The organism is Mycoplasma sp. 246B (assembly GCF_054353935.1).
Window position 1 is genome coordinate 57306 of the sequence record NZ_JBTHHM010000002.1, and the last position, 21415, is coordinate 78720.

Genomic DNA, 21415 nt, shown 5'->3' on the forward strand with positions numbered 1-21415 from the left:
ATTAATTTTTAGGTATCACTTCTCCGTATAAATTTATGCTTTCACGAAATGAAGCACTATTTTGATTTGTTTTAGTAAAATTTGTTGGCTGTAATACATTCGCATTATATATAATAGCAATTTGCTCAGTTGCTCCACCTTGAAAAAAAGCATATTTTGTGTCCTGTCACAATGTTTGTTCACGGGGTTGTAAAATTAATTTATAATTACCTCCATTTTTATTTAACTCATCTAAGATGTAGTTAACCGAATTTCCTTGTTTATCGTTTATTTCAGTTAAACCTATAACATCAAAACCAACTTTTTTAATCAAGGTGGCAATAGCATCTATTTTAAAGTCAGCAGTACTTTTGTAATCAGTAGTTTTTTTACCATAATTTTCGATATTTCAGTGTGCTATTCTTATAGTATTTGCTGGTTTTGGATAATTTGAATCAGTTGATTTTGCTGTATTTACTGTAATATTTTTTACTTTTACATCTGTAAAAACAGGTGCATGATCAGAAATTCTATATCTTATATTTCAATTAAAATTTTTGTCTTTATCATAACCTGCGTATTGATTAGTATTTTTTATATATTCTTTAAATGCTTTATAAGTGTCAACTTTAAATTTTAAATTAGCATCATCAGATGTTGTAATAGTATCATAATATGAATCTTCGCCGTTTAAATAATACATTTTATCATACGGATTTGCATAACCACTTTTTGTGTTTAAAGATGTGTATCAATCCGGGTTTTTTGGTGAATCTGAAACAAGTACTCGATGAACATCAGATGAGAAATATTTATCTACTTTAAAGTTGGATGAATCAATATTTGTATCTCCTCCAAAAATTACAAGTGATTCATTGTTGCTATCTAAGTTTTTATAATAATTCAATAACTGCGGGATAGCAACAAATTCAGAAAATTCTTGAGCTCCGTTCTTTTTAACTACCAAATTGTTAAAACGACTTTTATATAATTCTGATGTTGTTTTAACAAACGATTCGCTATATTTGCTAGAGTTTTTAAGTTTCGCTCCAGGTGAATCAAGGTGATCAAAAACAGTTATTATCGGTGGCATTTGGGTGTTATTTTTTATTTCAAACTTTACTCCAAACGGTGGTCTTACAAAAACAGTTTGATTTTTATCTAATTTAGTGCTACTAGTATTTAAGTTTCTTTGTGAGTTATCAGAATAATCATCTTTTGAATCTGTTGTTAATGTAAATGTTTGACTTTCTTCTTGATTTGTTCTTTTGTTAAAGTAAGTTACTGTAAAGGTTTTTTTATCTTTATCTAATGATGTTGCAAAATATTTTGAATCATTTTGATCACCAGCAATGTTTGTTTGATCAAAACCTTTATTAAAATTCAATATTTGGTTGCTTGATTCGTTTGATTGTCCAAAAAAACCTAAGAAATTACCTTTATACAAATAAAGTTTATGTTTATATTTTGAACCTTGTGATTTATCATATTTTTCTGCTATTTTGTTAAATTCTTTGACATTTAAAACAAACACTCCACTTGTTTGTTCTGGATTCTTATTATCTTTTTGCTTATTAGGAGTTTGTTGTTTTGAATTATCGACTGGATTATTTTCATCATCACTATCAAGGTTAATAACTTGAGTCTCTATTTTATCTGGATTATTTTTATTTTTATATGTTATGGTAATTTTTTCGGTATCTGTATCTCAATTCATCTTAAAATGAGTTGGTTTTGATGCATCTGAACCAATTATATATTTAGCATAATCATCTTTATTAAAAGTAATATAATCTCCTAAGTCTTCGTTGTGCTTATCAAAGCTAAAACTACCATCTGAATATACTAAATCCGGAAGTTGTTTATTATCAGAAGTTAAATCATCTAACATATTCATAAATTCATCAGCATTATCAGAATAAACTTTAAAAGGCTCGCTGATAGTTTGTAATTGCTCTGATTTATTAATTTGCTCTTGTTTCAACGAATCAGGTGTATCAACTTGTTGACCATTTTCAATATTAAAACTTGATCAATAAATATCATTTGAAATAATTGGTTCTTGTTTAGGTATATATTGTGCAATTTTATAAGAAAATGCAATAACATTACCTTTTATCACATAATATATTTGTCCATTGATAAATGTTTTAGTTCCATTATTTGTTGTTGGTTCATTTGCATTTGCAGGCTGATATTCTGAATCGGTTTTTAAACTAAAAACATCAAAAATTGAATCACTGCCTAGTTCTTTCACTTTCAAATATTTTGTTTCAACTGGTTGTTTAACTAATTTTCTTGTTTCGTAGTTATAAAAAAGTTTTTCATTCTTTGAAATTAATTCTTTAAGATTATCAACTGAGACGAGTTTAAAAAGATTGTTTGCATTATCTTTTGCCCATTTATCAATAGGTTTTGTATCTTCTTGTTTTTGTTGATTATTATTCTCTCCAAATTGATCTGTTTTTTCAGGTGACTTCTCCTTTTTTTTATCTTCTGATAGTTTACCATCTTCTGGATTGTTAGTAGGTTTAGTTGGATTAGATTGCTGTGGTGTATTTTTAATCGGATTAGTTTCACTTGGATTTGTTGAAGTAGGGGGTTTTGATTGCTCTTTTGGATTTATAACAGGTGATGTACTACCTTTATTAGGATTTTTATCTTTATTAGGTGTGGATTTATCAAATCCATCACTTTTTTGAGTGCTATTTTCACCATTGCAAGCGACAGCAACTACAACCGATGTAGAAGCTAAAATAACAGCAGAAAATCATCATTTTTTATACTTTGACATTACAACTCCTTTATCATAATAATTATAAATTTTTATAACTAAAACTTTAACAAATCACATCACTTTTTGCAAAAATTGTATTTTTGATAACATAGTTTTCATTTATATGGAATAAAATTCCCATTTATAAGATTTTTAATGACAAATCACTGCTTTTTTGTTTTATCTATTACATTTATAAAACAAAAATTGCAAAAATTTCAATAAAGTAACTAATAAATTTATAAATACAATTTATTATAGTAATATTTAAATATAGGAGAAAAATGTCTAAATTAATATGTCCAATCCGAGGTCAATTAAATATCAATGAAAAAGCAAAAGATGGTAAAACATCAACTGAAGAAAAATTAAGAATTGATTTAATAAACATATTGCTTTCAAAAAATTATAACAAAGATGCTATATACTTAGAAGAAAAAATGCAAGTAGGTAGCAAAGGTTCACATCCAAAACTAATTGATTTAGCGATTAAGGATGGTGATTCATATTTATTAGTAGCAGAAGTTAAAAGAGATGATATCAGTGAAAAAGAAATAAAAGAAGCAATCTTATATCAGTTGCAAACTGCAATAGATCTAAAGAAAGCCAAATACGGTATTTTTTATAATGGTAGTCATCAAAAACTTTTTTATAAAGGCAATGAATACAATTTATCAATGCTACCTAATTATGGCGAAGAGTTTAAAACTGCTTTATTTAAATTTGATGAATTAGTCCCAATACAAAATGCAAAAGTGTTATTTGATGAGTTAGATTTGATTATTCATTCACTTGGTTATGGAAAAAATGAACGATATAAAGGTCTTTTTCAGGTGATATTAGCGAAATATTATGATGAACAATTTCATAAACATGATTTAAAATTTACTGCATTAACTACAAATATTGCAGTATTTGAAAAATTATGAGCAGATGCATATGATTATTATCAAAGAAATTTTGTGCAAGGACAGCAAGTACAAAAAGAACTTATTTTTAAATATGATGACTTGCAAAAAGTAATAAAACTTTTACAACCATATTCATTTATTAAAAGTAAATCCAGCGTACCACAAGATTTCTTTATGAAGTTTAGTTCAAAAATTTTAGATAAAATTAATATGGCACAATATTATACACCTGTTGCTATAATTGATTTTATAGTTAATATTTTAGATATTAAACCCTATCAAGCTGTCATTGATCCAGCTGGTGGTAGTGCAGATTTTTTAACTGGGGTTATCCAAAAATACAAAAATAATCCAGATTATAAAGATATGAAAGACAATTTATATTATTGAGATATTTCAAAAGACGCTTGTTCTGTTGCATTCTTTAATATGGTATTAAACGGTGATGGTAGAACTAAAATTCATCAAATCGATAGCATTGCAAATTGAAATAAAAATAACAGCTTTTTTGATTTTGTCATTACAAATCCACCTTTTGGTAGCAAAGTTAAATTTATGGGGAATCAAAGTATTCTAAAACATTACAAACTTAATGAACATTGTAACGGACAATTAGGGGTTTTATTTATCGAAAGAGCAATGAATCTGCTTAAGGAGAATGGAATTTTAGCAATTGTGCTGCCTAGTGGTTATTTAAATAATCAACAACAAAGTTATATCAGAAAATACTTAATTGATAATTTTCATATCTTAGCAGATATCTCTTTTCCAGAAGGGGTATTTAAGGGTGCTGAAACAGGAGTAAAAACTGATGTATTATTTGTAAAGAAAACTAAACGAATACACAATTATAAAATTTTTACAGATGTAGTCAAAAACATCGGTTTTGACTTTAATACAAAAAATTTACCTCCTATTTATAAAATAAATGATGAAAATGGTGAAATTCTAAAAGATGCGAATAATGAAGCAATTTTAAACACTGATTTACCTGAAATTCTAAAAAGAATGCAGCAGTTTGCTTATGATGAAAAAATCATTGGATTGTCACAGGTTAATCACTCGATAAATTACGGATATACCTATATGCAAGACTTAGACAGTTCATTAAAGTTAAAACCAGAATTATCAAACACAAAAATTTCTTTAATTTTAAATGATAAAAGTTTATATTCTCTGCGAGAATATAAACAAAATAATCAAAACGGATTAATTATTGAAAAAAAGACAAAAAACTTTGAAAAATCAATTATAAAAAGCAAAATTTATTCATACATCCCGATTGCTCAAACACATAGCAAAGGTTTATATACACTTTCAAACAAGCTACGTGGATGACAAATTCAAAATATTTCAAGAGCGAAGCAAATAGGTCACAAAGACAGCATTTATTTACCTTATTTATATGGTTCATATGATAAATTCTTTTATTTTAATTTGGATAATTCAGATGTCATTATCTCAAATGGTTTTTATCGAATTTATATCAATGACGAAAAGGTAAGGTATTCATTTTTTAAATTTTTATTTGATCAAAGTTATCAAATCCAATTTCAAGCTTTTGCTACTGGTCACATTCAAACCAATATTATCGAAGAACGGATATTAGACTTTCGTTTTAAATTACTTGATAAAGAAGAAATCAACCAAGTAAAACAAATGATAAAAGTATTCGATGAATGCATTAAAGTACGTGGATAACACTGCATCATAGGAATAAAAATAAACTAGCATTAGCTAGTTTGTTTTCTTCTTCTGTGTCTTAAAACAACAAGGATGATAATTCAAATAAGTCCTAAGGTCAAAATACTTGCAAGGGGGATATATGGTTTTAGTTTTGCTGAAACAATTGATTGAGAATCAATCAATGAATCTAGTTTGCTATTAATTAACTCATAACCATTTAAATTATCATTTGAATTAAATTGTTCTTTTAATGCTGCTACTTCATTTGTTGGTTTAAGTCTATCAAACTTGCTTTCTATTAAAGTTTGTAAGTATGATTTACGTTGTGTTTCTGTTTGATATGCATTATTTGCATATGAGAGTTTTTCTCTTAATGTATTTAAATCATTTGCATCGTATTTTACTGAATTTAATTCAGAAATATGAGTAACTGCTTGTAATCTTGCAGCAACATCTTCTAATGCTTTATTTAAAACTGATTTTTCACTTGCTTCTTGTTTTAAGGTTTCTAAGACATCATCATATAACTTTTGGTATGAATCTAAATAAGATGTTGAATCCAGTTTGTCTGTATATGTATCAATGTTTTTTTGATCACTTAACTTACTAATACTTTCTTCGATTTTAGAACGATATTCATTTTTTAATTTATCTTCTGATGCTTTTGCTTGAACTACTTCATTTTTATATTTTCTTAAATCGATGACATTTTTAATTTCTACATATTCATTATTATCATATTTAACAATATTTTGTGGTTGCTCAAGTTGTTTAACAGTTGATTTTATTTGATTTGTTAATGAAATTATTTCATCGGATTCGATGCTTAGAGCGATGTTAAGCAAACGATATAAAGCTTCATAGTCATTTAAATTCTCGATTTTATTATATAAACTTGTATATGTTTTAATATATGCAGGTGTAGTAAGTTTTTTTAGCATATTTGGGATTAATTCTTTTAACGATTCTTTACGTTCTGATTCGGATGTATATGCATCTGTAACATCTGCTAAGAATACTCTTAATTTTGGTATGCTGTTTGCTTTCAAAAGACTTACTTCATTATATAAACTGATGTGATCAAGGTTTTCTAAAAGTGGCATATAGTTATGAATCTGAGTTTGTAATTTTGTCTTTTCAACCGATTCTTTGCTTAATATTTCATCTAATTTATCACTTAAAGCGATTAAAGAATTTAAATTTGTTGTTTTATAAAACTTATCAGAATATATTTTGATGTTTTTTGGTTCTTCTAATAAAGCAACCTTAGCAGCAATTTGTTTTCTTAGATTTTCCTTTTGCACATCTTCACTATGTTTTGCTGCTGCAACTTTTGCTTTATAAACTCTTAGATCTTCTAGATTATCGATGTTAGCGAAATTCTTGGTATTATAGGTAAAAATATGCTCAAAGTCTTCTAATGAATTTAATAAATCACTGATTTGTTCTTTTAACAAACGAACTTCACTGTGTTCAGAATCATATACTTCAGAAATTTTTGCATACAATGCTTCATAGTAGTTAAGTTGATTGATTTGGTTGCTGTGATGGTATTTTTTGTTATATAAAATAATGTTATAGTTATCTTCTAAACCTCTTAGTTTATTTTCAATTAAGGTTTTTAATTCTGTTTTTCGTTGTTTTTCACTTTGTAAAGCATTAGAGGTATCTGTATAATACTCTCTTAAATCATTTAAATTAGTTAGTTTCAATAAATTGTTTTCATTATAAACAACTATATGATTAAAGTCTTCTAATTGTGGATATAATGATGTAATTTTAATTCGTAATTGCTCTCTTTCTTGTTCTTCTTGTTTTAAAATATCAGAAAGTTTAGCACTAAGTGGAGTGTAATTTATGAGTAAATCGCTGTTTTGCGAATTAGCATATTTTTCTGTATATGTTTGTATATTTTGCGAATCTTCTAGCTTTGCTAATTGTGAATCAATCTGTGCTTTAATTCTTGCTTTTTCTGCTGCTTCCTGTGCAAGTGCTATATTTAATTCATCTAAGAAATTTTGTAAATCTCTCTTACTGGTAGTTGTAAACAATCGTTTAGCATTTAATTTAATAATATGCTGCGCTTCTTCTAAGTGTGGTAATTTTTCTTTAATTTCTTCACGGATGTTAAACTTAATTGTATCTTCGTTGATAACATCAACTAATGCATCATTAAGAGCATGCAACGAATCAATATGTGTATTTTGATTTAATTTATGAGCTCATTTGATAAAGGTGTCAAAATCGTGCAATTTAGCAATTTTGTCTGCTGTTTGTCCAAATAACTTGCTAAATTCACTTTCTTCAACTGCTGATTCAGCATCAATTTTGGTTTTAAACGATCTTAAATCATTTAATTCCTTAGAGTTTTTAATGCTGCGATATTCAGTGTTTAATGTAGCAATTTGATCAAATAATCTTAACTTACTTAATACAGTTTCAATGTGATCTTGAAGTTTTTGTTTTTCATGTGTTTCTTCAGCATACATATTATCTGTTTCTTTTAATAATTCACGAAGTTGGGTTAAAGTGGTAGCAGTTTGCAATTTATCTTTAACTTTCTTGATATTACCTTGATCTTGCAATTTTGCTAAAATCTCATTAATTTTTGCTTTCAACTGTTTTCTTTCAGTCTCTTCAGTTTTTAATGCTTGATCTATTTTATAATCTAAACCAAAATAACTATTTAAATTAGGATTTTTTTCAACTTTTGTATTTAAATCATTGAAGCTCTTGATATTATCAGGATCTTCTAATTTTGTTAAATTAGTCTTTATGTTATTTTTATATTTTTCTTTTTCTGAATTCTCCTTAGTTTGAGCTGCTGTTACTTTATTTAATAATTGTTGTAAGTTGCTTTGTCCGTTTGTTCGCGATAAAACATCCATATTATATTTACTAATATGATCAAAGTCTTCTAGTGATTCAACAATCTTTTTGATTTTTTCTCTTAAATCATACTCTTTTTGATCTTCTGCTTTAGCATTATCTACCTGGGTTTTCAATGCTCTTAAAGCATTTAACTCAGTTGTATTCTTACGTTTTAATGCTAAATTAATCGCATTATTAAAATCATAGAATTTTAACAACTCGTCTATTATTTCCTTGTGTAACTTATCCTTTTCTTCATCTTCTTTTTTAATTAAATTTTGTGCTTCGTTATTTAATTCACGCAATTTATTTAAATCAGATGTAACATTGGGTTTTTTGGTTGTTATAGTCGTTTTATTAGTTGCATCTTCAAGTTGGTTAGCAAGTGTATCAATATTATTTGATAACTGCTGACGCATTTGTTCTTCTTGTTGCAATGCTTGATCAAGATCAGTTTTTAATGCTCTAAAATCGTTTAAATTATTTGTTTTCTTAGCATAATCAAATTGGTGTTTATAAGTATCTAAATTGTTTTTATCTTGTAATTTCTTTATTTTTTCTTCTAATTCTTTTTTAAGAGCTTCTTTTTGTGCTGCTTCTTCTTTTATTTCCTGTTTAACTTGATCTAAGAGTATTTTCAAACTAGTTGAATTTTTATATTCGTTTAATTGATCATAAATGCTATTTATAGTATTTTGATCATTAAGTTTTGGAACTTCAATTGTTTTAATTTCAGAAATTAAGTGTTGTTGTAATGTTTCTTCAGCAAATTGTGCATAAACTTCTTTGTCTAAATTACGCAATTCAACAAGTTTTTTAGCCGAATCCATTTTAGCTTTCAACTTTTGCTTTTCTGTTGCATTTGTTAATTTATCATAATCTTCTTTAATCTTTGCTTTTAGCCGCTCTTTTTCTTGTTCTTCTTTTGCAACTTGTGATTTAACATTAACAAATAACTCATCGAGATCTTTTGGCTGTGTAGTTTTAATAAAATCATCACTTAACAATGAACGATTAATCGGGTCCTCAAGTTTTTTTGCCTCTTCTAGTGCTTTTGCACGCACCGATTCAAGTCGTTCTTCTTCTGCCTTAACTGCATCAATATGTTTGCTTAGTTTTTCTAATTCAGCAATGGTGTTTGAATTTGCTAATGATGCACGATTTGATAATTGATTATCAGGATACATTAAATGATTAATTTTATCTTTTATTTCTTGCTTTAATTGTTCTTTTTTAGCGTGTTCTTGATCTAAAAGTTCTTGTGCTCTTTCTCTTAAAACACGCATGTGTGGAAGTTTTGTATCAGTTGTTTTTTTGTTTTCTATTTCTTGACGGTTATTATCTAATTCTAACTTGTTATATAACTGATCAATTTGGTTTGTTAATGAATTCTTTTCGAATGTCTCATCTTTTATTCTTTGTTCAGTAGCACTTTTGGTTTCTCTTAATTTAATTAAATTATTAGATGTGTTTGCTAAATCAGTATCAACTTGATTTTGATTTTCAGGATCTTCAAGTTGATTTTTAAGTTTAGCAATCTCTGCTCTCAATTCAGATTTTTCTTGTGTTTCTTTATTTATTAGAAGTTGTGCTTGATTTTTAGCATTATTAAGTTGTTCAATTGTGCTATTTTGATTATACATATTATTAACTTGTAATTGATGCTCTGATAAATCAAGTTGCGATACACTTTGCTCTATTTCGCTACGAAGTTGTGCTTTTTCGGCATTTTCAGCATCTAAGCGAGCTTCTACCTGAGGTAAAAAATTGCGATAATCATTTAAGTTTTTGCTTGATAAATTATTTAAAAACTCATTAACAAAGCTTTGATTTTCAGATTTCTCTAATTTTGAAAGAATGCTTCTTATTTTGTTTTCAGTGTCTTGTTTTTCGTGATTTTCTGCTGCTATTTGATCATTCATCTCTGATTCTAATGCATAAACAGAGTTAACATTTAAATTCTTGGTATTATATAAATTCTTAAGTTTTTGCAACTTAGCATCTAAATAAGAATGTTTATTTACATCTTGAATTTGTGCTAGTAAGTTAGGAAGTTTTGTAGAAGTGTATGTGGCACGAGCATTTTCTTCGCTATCCACTGCAGCTTGAACTTTTATTTTTAATTGATCAAGTCCGACTTTTTGAGTTGCTGCTAATAACTTGTCATTATATTTGACAACATTATTATAATCTTGAAGCGAATTAAGTAGTTGTGTAATATCATAACGTTTTTGATCTTCATCTGCAATTTCAATTAATTGGTTATTAAATTCTTCGAGTTTTAATAAATCAGTTATCGGATGATATTTTGCTTCTTGCTCATCAGCAATCTTTCGATTATGCATATTAGCAAGTAGTTTTTTAATATTATTATTTGCTTGATCGCGACGATGTATTTCGGAAGCTTTCGCTTCTTGTGCTTGCTGTAAAATACTTTCAATTGTTGATCTGCCGCGTAGATCATCGATTGCTTTATTTTGATATTTGCTTTGATTTTTGTTTGTCGGATCTTCTAAAGTCGCTACAACTTGCTTAATTTGTGCTTTTAAAGCGAGTTCTTCAGCTTCAGTTGCAACAGCAGAATTTACATCATTTAATAAAGTTTGTAAATTAGCAATGCTGCTAGTGGTATTAAGTTTATTTTGAAAATTACTTTGATTTTCTGGGTAAGTTAATTTAGTGATTGCATTAAGAATTTGTTTCTTTAAATCGAATTTTAGATTATCTTCTTCTTGTTTAAAGTTATTTATCTTAGTTTTAAGTGTTTCTAAAGAATTAATAGTATGTGATGAATTTAAATCATTATCAACTTCTTGGATATGGTTTGTTTGCTCTAATTTAGATTTAATTGCTTGAATTTGATTAGTTAAAAGTGCTTTTTGTAGATTTTCATTATTTAAAAATCCTTGTGCTTTGTTTTTTAATGCAGTTAACTGAGCAACAGATAAATCAGCATTATTCAATTCATTTTGAACATCTGATTTATGATTTTGTAATTCTAATAATGCAAGTGTTGAATTAATTTGGTTTCTTAATTCAGTTTTTTCTGTATTAACTAAATTTTCTGCTTGTGTTTTCAAGTTTTCAAGAGCATTAATTTGAGAAGTAGATGATAAATTATTTCTAATTAATTCCTTGTTTGAATCTTTTCCTAATTGATCAATTAAAACATTAATATCATTTTTTAATTGTTGAGTTTGTTGCTCTTCGTCACGAAGATATTGTTCAGCAGTTTGTTTTAGTGTTTCTAATGTAGGAATAGTTGCATTTTGTCTTTGATTAGTAATAGGATTGATATGATTATCAAGTTGTAATCTTGAAACTAAATTATCTAATTCAGTATTTAATGCTACTTTTTTAGCATCTTCTTGTGCTTTTAGATTATCAGCTTGTATTTTTAAACTTTGCAATTGTGCAATTGTTTGTGAAGTAGGTAAAGAATTATTAATGGTATCTTGGTTATTTTGAATTTCCAATAAACCTGCTGTATGAGTTATATCTGAACGAAGTTGAGCTTTTTGATTATCTTCACTAGTTTTAAATTCATTAGCTTTTTGTAATAATTGCTCTAGTGCTGCAACAGTATCTGAACTAGTTAAGCCTGTATTAATTTCATTTTTATGAGTTTCTAGTTCTAAATTTGTTAAAACAGCATTAATTTGTGCTTTTAGCTTTTCTTTTTGTTCTTGTTCAATAGTTTCTTGAATTTTCTTTTCTAATCCGATAAAGAAGTTAAGGTTATCAGTGGTTTTTAACTTATTAAATTTATCAGTATATAAAGTAATGTTTTCTTGTTTGGTAAGTTGTATAATTTTTTCATCTATTTGAACTTTTAACTCTTGTTTTAAATGACTTTCATTATTTACAGCAGCAGATGAATTAGTATACATTTTTTCAAGTGCCGACACACCACGAGTTTTCTTTAAGGTTTTTTCATTATATAAAATTAAATTTGAAAAATCTTCTAGGTTAGTAATATTTTGTCTGATTAAAGTTCTTAAATTATTTTCTTGTTCATCGATTTGTTTTTGCTGCTCTACTTTGGTTTTCAAAGAGCGAAGTTGCACTAAATTAGTTGTTGTTTTTAATTCTTCTGATAATGGTTTTGAGTTTTCGCTATCATAAAAATGACTTAAAAGATCTTTTATTTGTGTTTGTAAATCAGTTTTTTCTCTCTGTTCTTGAGCTAACATCTCATCAGATTGAGTTTTAAGATGCTGTAGACTATATAATAAAGTTGTTTTAGGTAATTTTTCAGTTAATGTATTAATATGTTCAGGATCTTCAAATAATGTTTTATTATGTTCAATTTGTTGTTTTAGTTGTGTCTTCTGATTATTTTCTCTTGTATATTGAGCATTAATTTCATTATATAAAGATTGTAAGACATTTGTATCTGCAAATTCATCAAATTTATTATGTAACTTAACTAACTCAGGGATATCTTCTAATTTTGCCAATTCTTCTTTAATCTTCTTTATCAATTCATTTTGTTTATTCAAATCAGTTAATCAAGTTTGTTTTATTAATGCTGCTTTTTTATTTAAAATATCACGATAAAATGCATCAACTTGGTGTTGACTTAGATTTTCTGGGTGTGTAATTTGACTTTGCACACTTGATATTTTATTTTCATATTCTTGATATGATTCAGATGTATATACAATCGGGTTATTTAATGCTTTATTGGTAATTTCGTGTTGCACTAAAGTAAGATCAACCTTTTTATTATAGTGATCTCTTGCATAAATTAATGCATCTTTAATAGCATCTAAACTTGCTTGTGTATATGATTGATCTTTACTTTGATTTGCTTCGGTAATTTGTTTTAAAGCATTAGTAGCAGTAGTTTTTCAATGTAAAAATTCATTTCTAGATGCTTCAGTTCATAAATTATAATCACTCGGATCAACTTTATTAACTTCATTTTGTAAAGCTGTTTTATCTGTAGATACCGATGCAACTTGCACTGGATCAAAGTCATAAACTTCTAGTATCTTAGGTCTTTTAGTTTCTCAAGCAATTTTAATTTGCACAACTTTTTGATTTTGAGGTAGGATAAATTCATTAAGGTTGTTAGTTAATGTTCCTAAGAGATGGAAGGTGTTTGTTTCATTTTCTTTACGATAATATACCTTTGCAAGCGAATTGCTTTCAATGGTTAAAATACGTAAATGTTTATTAATAAGTGACTTATCATCGATGGTATAAATTAATTCACCGTTTTCTTGTTTTGGTTGATAATAAGTACTTAAATCCTTATCATGAAGAAAATCTAATTTACTATCATCGGTTGGTTCATATTTAGTTCCTAAAAAATAGTTACTAGTATAGTTAGGTTGTTGGATTTTATTATGATTTACGACTATTTCATTGATTTTAAGTTTTTTATTGCTTGGATAATTAGCTTTTATTAAAATCTTGATATATCTAGCTTTTTGATTTGAAATCGAATCGTTTCCTCAATATTTAAACCCTGGATAACGATGGTCATTGATAAGTTTAGGATTCACAGCATATTTAGAATCGTAAGAACCAGTAGCGACATTTTTTAATATTGTTGTTGAATCAGCATCGGTAGTAGTATCTCCAATACTAAAAACAGTGTGTCAAGAACTTTTATCAGATGAAACTTGCACATCCATATCCCTTGGATAATCAGATGTATCATCTTGAGTATATAAACGTAGAGATTTTATGTCTGTTTGACGCCCTAAATCGTAAATAATATAATTATTTGCATTAATATTTGGACCAAATTGATCGTATGTAAAAACCGAACCATCTAGTTCATTATTTCGTTCTGTTTGTGGATTTTGTGTGATATCTGTTGAATCAAATTTTGGATTTAAAGCAAGGTTTTCTACTGTAACAGTTATCTTTTTAAAACTTAAAGTTAAATCCGAACTTCCTGAGTTAAATAAAGCAATATAGCGGGCTTTAGTGTTTGCAGCAATAGTATCTGATGCAGCATCAACTCATTCATAACCATTATCAGAATATTGTAATTTTAATGCATTAGAATTAGCGGTTGAATTGTCATATTCTTTATTAAATGTCTGAATATTTTGAATTTTACTTAAATCTAAACCGATTCTCTCGTTTGCTTTTAAGGTAATATCTTGCTTTTCTTCAGGACTTTTTTGATGGTATAACTCAAATGTATCGTATCCATCATATTTAGCAAGCAAATCATTAACTGCTGCATTTTCACTATAAACATAATCAGTACTGTCTTGTTTATTTTCTGTGAATGCAATGGTATTAATATTAAATCCAAAATTTTCTGCTTTTAAGGTTCTTAAACGAAGTCCTGTAACGGTTCCAAAATTATCTGCTTTTGAAATATTAATTGTAATATCATCACCAGATAAATCATATGTTTTTCAAGGAATATAAACATTATTGATTTTCTTTTCTATACTTATTTGGCTGGTGCGATCTCCTGCTCCTGGATTTTGATCATTGACATATTTATATAACAGACGAATTGATTTAAGATTTTTTGGATTTGAAAAATTAATATCAAAACCATCATTTTGACTTAATGAACCACCTGTTGATGTCGCTTTTAATCAAGCGAATGTGTGATCATCACCATCAAACATTAAATTAGGACCTTTATTATCGTGTATTAACAAACGATTAATATCAGCAGTAGTATAGTTGTATCTATCATTATTAGTTAAAAATACTCTTATTTCATCTATACGTCATCAATGCTGAACCTCTGATGTGTTTTTAATTCTAAAATCTTTTGCATGTGCATATCCTGTTACAACTGTTGAATTTTCACCTCATTTTAAATGAGTTGAACCAAATTGTTTTCATTGTCTGCTGGTATCTTTTTCATCTTCATCTTTATATTCGATGATTGCATCTTGTGGTAAATCAGTTGCAGAATCGAATGATTGGTTGATATAAATATGTGAAACTCATTGCTTTTTATCTAAACTAAAACCTACTGTAGCATCCCTTGGAATGTTTGCACCAACATTAACATCACTGCTTCCTTGTTTACCTTGAACCACCTTGGTAAATGCAGCACCTGTTGAATCTAAATCATCAAACATTTTATCAGTGCTTTTGTTTTGATAAACAAGATACATTAAATTAGTAGTATTATCAGCATTATAACTAACATGTGAATATCTTTCTCATGTTTTATTTGATGTTAATTCACCTGAATTAATAACGAATTCTTGTAAACGAACTCATTTTTGTCTAGGAGTAGTATCATTACTTATTAATCTTACTTTTGTTACATTTGCTATATTTTGATTATTTAAAACAATTGGATTATATTGATTTGCAGATGTAACATTTACATTTCAACCATTTACATCGGTTCAACTGCTATTTGTTGATGTTTGATATTGAACTTTTGCATTTATAAAGTAATCTTCACGCAGTCCTAAATATTTCACTTGTAATGATTTAAGGGTGATTGGTTGATTAAATTCAACACCAAAATAATCATTTTGACGCAATTGCCCACTACTATTTTTTAAAATAACTTGATACGGGTTTCCTTTATAAAAGACTGTATCGGTTCCACCTTTACCCAGGCTATCTTGACGTTGTAAATTAGTTATAAATGTTTGTGTCAATTTTATAGGCGGGATAAAAAGTGATGATTCAATTCTTGGTTTCAATCAAGAAACTAATCATTCTAAAAAAGGCATCAAATGTTGACTACCCACAATAGCATCATATGATTGTCCGTTATAAGTAATTTTATGAGTAGTTTTCAACTCATTAAGTAATTCTATTCCACGATTATAATAACTGATAAAGTCTTTGCTGCTATTTTCTTGTTTTTTAATCACAGATAAAAGAAGAACTTTTGCTGTTTGTGAAAGATTTATAAATGTATCAAGATAAACCGACATTTCCTTGCTAAATTCAGCATTTTGTGATGTTTTAAGAATACTTGCTGCTTTTTCAAGATCATGAAAATCTGTAATCAATGCTTCTGCTTTTGTTTTATCAAAATGATTCGATGCTAAATTTGTTTTAAAAGCATCTATTTTAGTTTGGATTTCTTCGGATTCATTGATACTTGGATAATTACTAATATCTGGTTTTTTAATATGTTTAGAAAGTTTTAAATATGATTGAGTTTCAATATCAAAAATATTGCTTTTATTAAGTGCATTAGAAAATGCTGCTTGATAAATATTATTTATTTCAGTATCATTTCTTCAGATCTTTCATCCAAAATTCGCAGCAGCAAATGCAGAAATTTTTGATGCTTGTGCTTGTTGCATCGGATTAATTAATACACCTTGCAAGTTGTCTGCTGTTACATCAGTTCCAAAAAATTCTTTATAACCACCTAATATCAGTTGTGCAGGTGCATCTGAATTATTTGGTCAATTAACTCATGCAACAGGGGTTTTGTTGGTTGTAGTTTTAAATGTTGTTAAAGATGTATTATGTACCCCTGCATAAGCGCCAGTTGCTGAATTAATTATTTCAACTTCTGACGGAAAATTAGCATAAGGGTTTGATGTTATAGTAGAATTTCTATTAGCAGGTGCATAAATTAAATTAGTACTTAAGTCACTCGTAGTTTGTTGTTTTTCTTTTAATCAAATAATTAAATCATTTAGTATTTTTGTTTCATATGTCACTTGTTGCGAAGTATTTTCAGAAAAGGATTGATTTTCTGCAAATAAACCAAATTTTCTTATCCCTGCTGTAATAAGTTGTTCAAATTTAGTTTTTATCTTTAATAAACTTTCATCGTAGTTTGCAACTGTAATTTTATCATTTGAATCAAAAGGATCAAGCATATAAACTAAATTTATTTTAGTTTTCTTGGATTCTTGGATTAACTTTGAAAATTTATTTGTAAGTTCATCAGATGTATATTCTGTTTTTCATTGATCTTTTGTTTTTTGATCATCTTTATCAAAGTATAGATATGAGTTAAGTTTATAATAACTTCCTCATTTCATAAAATCTATTTTTGCATTTAAATCTCATGGTGTCCCGTTATTATAACTAAACACTCCACGAAGTTTTACATCTGAATAATCTTGAATATTAAATGTTTCAATTTGATCACCATCAAGTTGATTAAGAATATGTCAAAAAGTTGTGGCACCATAAAATGCTGCTGTGTTATTTTTTGCTAACAAAGTAATGTAATTACGTTTTGAAGATAAAATATATGAATCATTATGTGATTTTAAAGATGCGTTAAAATCAAGCCCTAATAAACTTGCTTTTTTATCAATATATGTATCGGTGTTGTCGGTTGTTCCAATTAAAATGTTTGTTTTACCATCACTATCTTTAAACGAACGACTTTCAGTAACAGTTAAATTTCTTAATTGTAAAGCTTCTTTAATTCTTGATTTAACTGCTTCATCAATTCCTTTTTCAAAAACTAAATTAACTTCTTTAGATAATAAATATTTTTTATTATCTACATATGTTATAGATTTAACAGTTGGAAAAATTTGATATATTTTATGATTGCTTGAATTATTTGGTTGTTGATTTGTTGCACTAGCAGTAGATACAGTTAATCCTACTGCCGCAGCAGCTGTTGCTGTTAAAACAAGTTTATATTTCTTTAATCGCATAAATTACCTCTATGTTAGATAATTAAAACACCAAAATTATTTTCTTGGTTAAATTAAGGTGTTTAATTATTTTCAAAATTTTCATTGTATATAATATGTAATATTATATAATAATTTAAATTTATATATCACAATTTCTTAATTTATTTATAATAAAAATAAAAAAAATAATTTTTTATGAAAAAAATATCAACATTTATATATACAAAAATATATTTATTTTTATCATAAAAAAACCAGTTAAATATTCTTGTATTTTTTACTTTTTTTATTGATGAATTAATATTAAATTTCTTCATTTTAAATAAGATTTTAAACTAAGAAAATTAACAATATAATCCTCTTTTTATTTAAAACTATAATAAGAAAATAAAATATAATATTATTTTAGGAGAACGATGAAGCGATTTTTAAGTGGGATTAAACCAACAGGTAATTTAACATTAGGAAACTATATCGGTGCAATAAAAAATTTTATTAATCTACAAAATGAATTTCAATCACTGGTTTTTGTAGCAGATTTACATGCTTTAACAACTGGTGCAGTTGATCCAAAAGAACTACGTCAAGCACGAAAAAGTATTATTGCAATGTATTTAGCATGTGGATTAAATGCTGATAAAACTATTATATTTTATCAATCGGATGTCTATGAACATACCTTATTGCAATGACTTTGTACTTCTGAAACCACAATTGGTGAACTATCTCGTATGACTCAATTTAAGGATAAATCACAAAAACTTAAACAAGGTAATGGTACTGAAAAAATCCCATCAGGACTTTTGATGTATCCTACATTAATGGCTGCTGATATTTTGCTTTATAACCCTGATTTAGTCCCTATTGGTGAAGATCAAACACAACATCTTGAATTAACACGCAAAATCGCTGATAGACTTAATAAAAACTATAAAATGGATTTTAAAATCCCTGATGCATATATCGCAAAAGTTGGTGCAAGGATTAAATCTTTAAGCAATCCAAATGTAAAAATGTCTAAATCTGAAAGTGAAAGTGACAAAGGTGTTATTTACTTGCTTGAAGATCCACAAAGCGCTTATAATAAAGTTCTAAAAGCTGTAACTGACTCAGAAAACAAAGTATATATTTCTGAAGACAAACCTGGAATATTAAACTTATTAAACATCCATGCAGCATTAAATAATATTACTTTGCAAGAAAGTGCAAAAATGTTTGAAAATGCGAATTACAAAGAATTTAAATCTGCTGTGGCTTTAGATGTGAAAAATCTATTAATTAAAATTCAAACAAATTATCACAATGCTTTGATGAAAGTTGATTTAGTAGCAGAGCAAGGAGCAATTCAAGCTAAAGCAATAGCAAAACCAATCATAAACAAACTAATGCAAAATATGGGATTTAACGGAGAAAACGATGAAAGCAGATAAACATTTAAACCATACTACATCACATTTACTAGCAGCAGCAATTTTAAAATTATATCCAAATACTAAATTAGGTTTTGGTCCTGCAACTGATGAAGGTTTTTATTATGATTTTGAATTTTTAGAACCTTTTTCAGATACTCAATTAGCTAAAGTTGAAAAAATGATGAAAAAGCTCGCAGCAAGAAATTTAATTATGCAGCAGGTATCTATTGATGAATATGATTTTGTAGATAAACCATATAAAAAAGAGTTATATAATGAATTAAAAGCAGCAGGAAAAGATATTACTTTTTATGCATTAAAGGACCCACAAAATAATGAAACTATTTTTGTGGATTTATGTGCTGGTGGACATATTGAAAATACTAAAAATATCAAACATTTTAAACTTTTAAACCTTGCTGGTGCATATTGAAGAGGTAATTCTGATAACATCCAGCTTACTAGAATTTATGGTACATCGTGAGAAAATGCTGAACAACTTAATAATTATTTAGCCCTTTTACAAGATCGCAAAGAAAGAGATCACCGTAAAATCGGTAAAGAATTAAAGTTGTTTATGTTTAATAAACTTGGTGGACAAGGATTACCATTTTGATTGGAAGATGGAATGTATATTCATAATGAAATAAGAAATTTAGTATTACAAAATGATCGAAAATATGGATTTACCGAAGTTTTAACACCACATTTTGGAGAAAAACAACTTTACCAAATTTCTGGTCATTTAGAACACTACAAAGATGATATGTTTAAACCTATTAATATGGATGAAAATGAGCAACTTATTGCTCGTCCGATGACTTGTCCACATCATATCATATGCTATAGCAGTGAAAAACGCTCATATCGCGATTTACCAATTCGTTATAGTGAACAATCACAACTTTATCGTTATGAAAAATCAGGTGCTTTAACAGGATTAGAAAGAGTTCGTGGAATGCTACTTACTGAAGGACATCTTTTTGTAAGAAAAGATCAAATAGCATCAGAATTTAAGGCAATGTATTCATTGATTAAAGAAACATTACAAGCATTTAAAATCCAAATTAGTTATGTTTCATTATCACTTCGTGATAAAACTGATACTCAAAAATATTATAATGATGATCACATGTGAGATGAAGCAGAAGCACAATTACGGGATGTGCTTAATGATTTAGGTGTAAATTATGTCGAAAAAGTTGGTGAGGCTGCTTTTTATGGACCAAAAATGGATATTCAAATTTTTACAGCACTAGGACACGAAATAACAGTTTCTACCTTGCAACTAGACTTCTTGCTACCACAACGTTTTGATATCACATTTACTAATTCAAACAATCAAGAAGAAAGACCTGTTTTAATTCACCGTGGTTTAATCGGAACCTATGAAAGATTTGTTGCTATTTTAATCGAGCAAACAAAAGGAGTTTTACCTTTTTGACTGGCACCTAAGCAAGTTACTGTAATCCCTGCAACAAACCATAATGATGACATTGAATATGCAAAAGATATAAATGATAAACTTTTTGCTAACTTCATCAGATCAAAAGTAGATTTAAGAGATGAAAGATTAGCTAAAAAAGTACGCGAAGCACAAATGTCTAAATCGAAATTCCAAGTAATAGTAGGTGAAAAAGAAAGAATCACCAACCAAATTTCTTATCGCTCTTATGCAAGCGAACAAACTATTACAATAGGTTTAAAAGAATTTATGCAAATGCTTTTTAAACTAAAGGAAAACCGTGAATAAAAAGACTCGTAATTGATGAGTATTAGGTTTTAACATTTATTTTGTTGCAATAATTATTTTTATAGTTATTTTTAGTGGTAAAGTGGTTCCTTGAAGGATAATAACTAATTTTGTCGTTCCAGGATGAGCATTAATTGTACTTTCTACATTGGTAACTATTTTTACCTTAATTCCTGTATTTTTACTTATTTTTTATAAAAAATATAAAGCATATCATTTTCAGTATTTAGTTATGGTTTTAGGTCTTTCTCTAACAATAGCATGAGTTCCAAGTGCTTATAATGAAAATAAGGATTTGCAGTGATCGTTATACCAATATGATACTATTCCTGTATTCTTTATTTATGTTTTATTTTACTTTTTAGCTTCTTATTATATAAATCCTAAAAACATTGAAAAACTTCGTAATAAATACTTGAATAAACAAAAGAAAACATCGTAATATTACG

General features: G+C 27.5%; 6 protein-coding genes. 4 read left to right on the top strand and 2 right to left on the bottom strand.

Features of this window, described 5'->3' with window-relative positions:
• Position 1 precedes the first annotated feature (1 nt).
• Entirely contained in the window at positions 2-2773 is a 2772-nt protein-coding gene (locus tag ACXYRR_RS01365; RefSeq protein WP_458597430.1) for an exonuclease/endonuclease/phosphatase family protein, read from the bottom strand.
• Between the two features lie 266 nt (positions 2774-3039).
• Here ACXYRR_RS01365 and ACXYRR_RS01370 point away from each other — a divergent pair, with 266 nt between their 5' ends.
• Positions 3040-5367: an HsdM family class I SAM-dependent methyltransferase gene (locus ACXYRR_RS01370; RefSeq protein WP_458597432.1), complete on the top strand. Its 2328-nt coding sequence runs from the start codon at positions 3040-3042 to the stop codon at positions 5365-5367.
• A gap of 32 nt (positions 5368-5399) precedes the next feature.
• On the opposite strand, the gene ACXYRR_RS01375 is transcribed toward ACXYRR_RS01370, so the two are convergent.
• The gene (locus tag ACXYRR_RS01375) at positions 5400-17819 is read right to left on the bottom strand and encodes a beta-N-acetylglucosaminidase domain-containing protein (RefSeq protein WP_458597434.1); all 12420 of its coding nucleotides are present in this window, start codon (positions 17817-17819) and stop codon (positions 5400-5402) included.
• 398 nt (positions 17820-18217) lie between these two features.
• Here ACXYRR_RS01375 and trpS point away from each other — a divergent pair, with 398 nt between their 5' ends.
• The 3 genes from trpS to ACXYRR_RS01390 are packed head-to-tail and all read left to right on the top strand — an operon-like array spanning position 18218 to position 21408.
• Complete coding sequence (trpS, locus tag ACXYRR_RS01380) at positions 18218-19231, top strand: tryptophan--tRNA ligase (protein WP_458597436.1); 1014 nt, start codon at positions 18218-18220, stop codon at positions 19229-19231.
• Complete coding sequence (gene thrS / locus ACXYRR_RS01385) at positions 19218-20966, top strand: threonine--tRNA ligase (protein ID WP_458597438.1); 1749 nt, start codon at positions 19218-19220, stop codon at positions 20964-20966. Before trpS ends, thrS begins: the two co-directional genes overlap by 14 nt.
• Positions 20959-21408, top strand: coding sequence for a hypothetical protein (locus tag ACXYRR_RS01390; protein ID WP_458597440.1), 450 nt, complete (start codon positions 20959-20961; stop codon positions 21406-21408). The genes thrS and ACXYRR_RS01390 overlap by 8 nt, the downstream gene beginning before the upstream one ends.
• Positions 21409-21415: the final 7 nt, after the last annotated feature.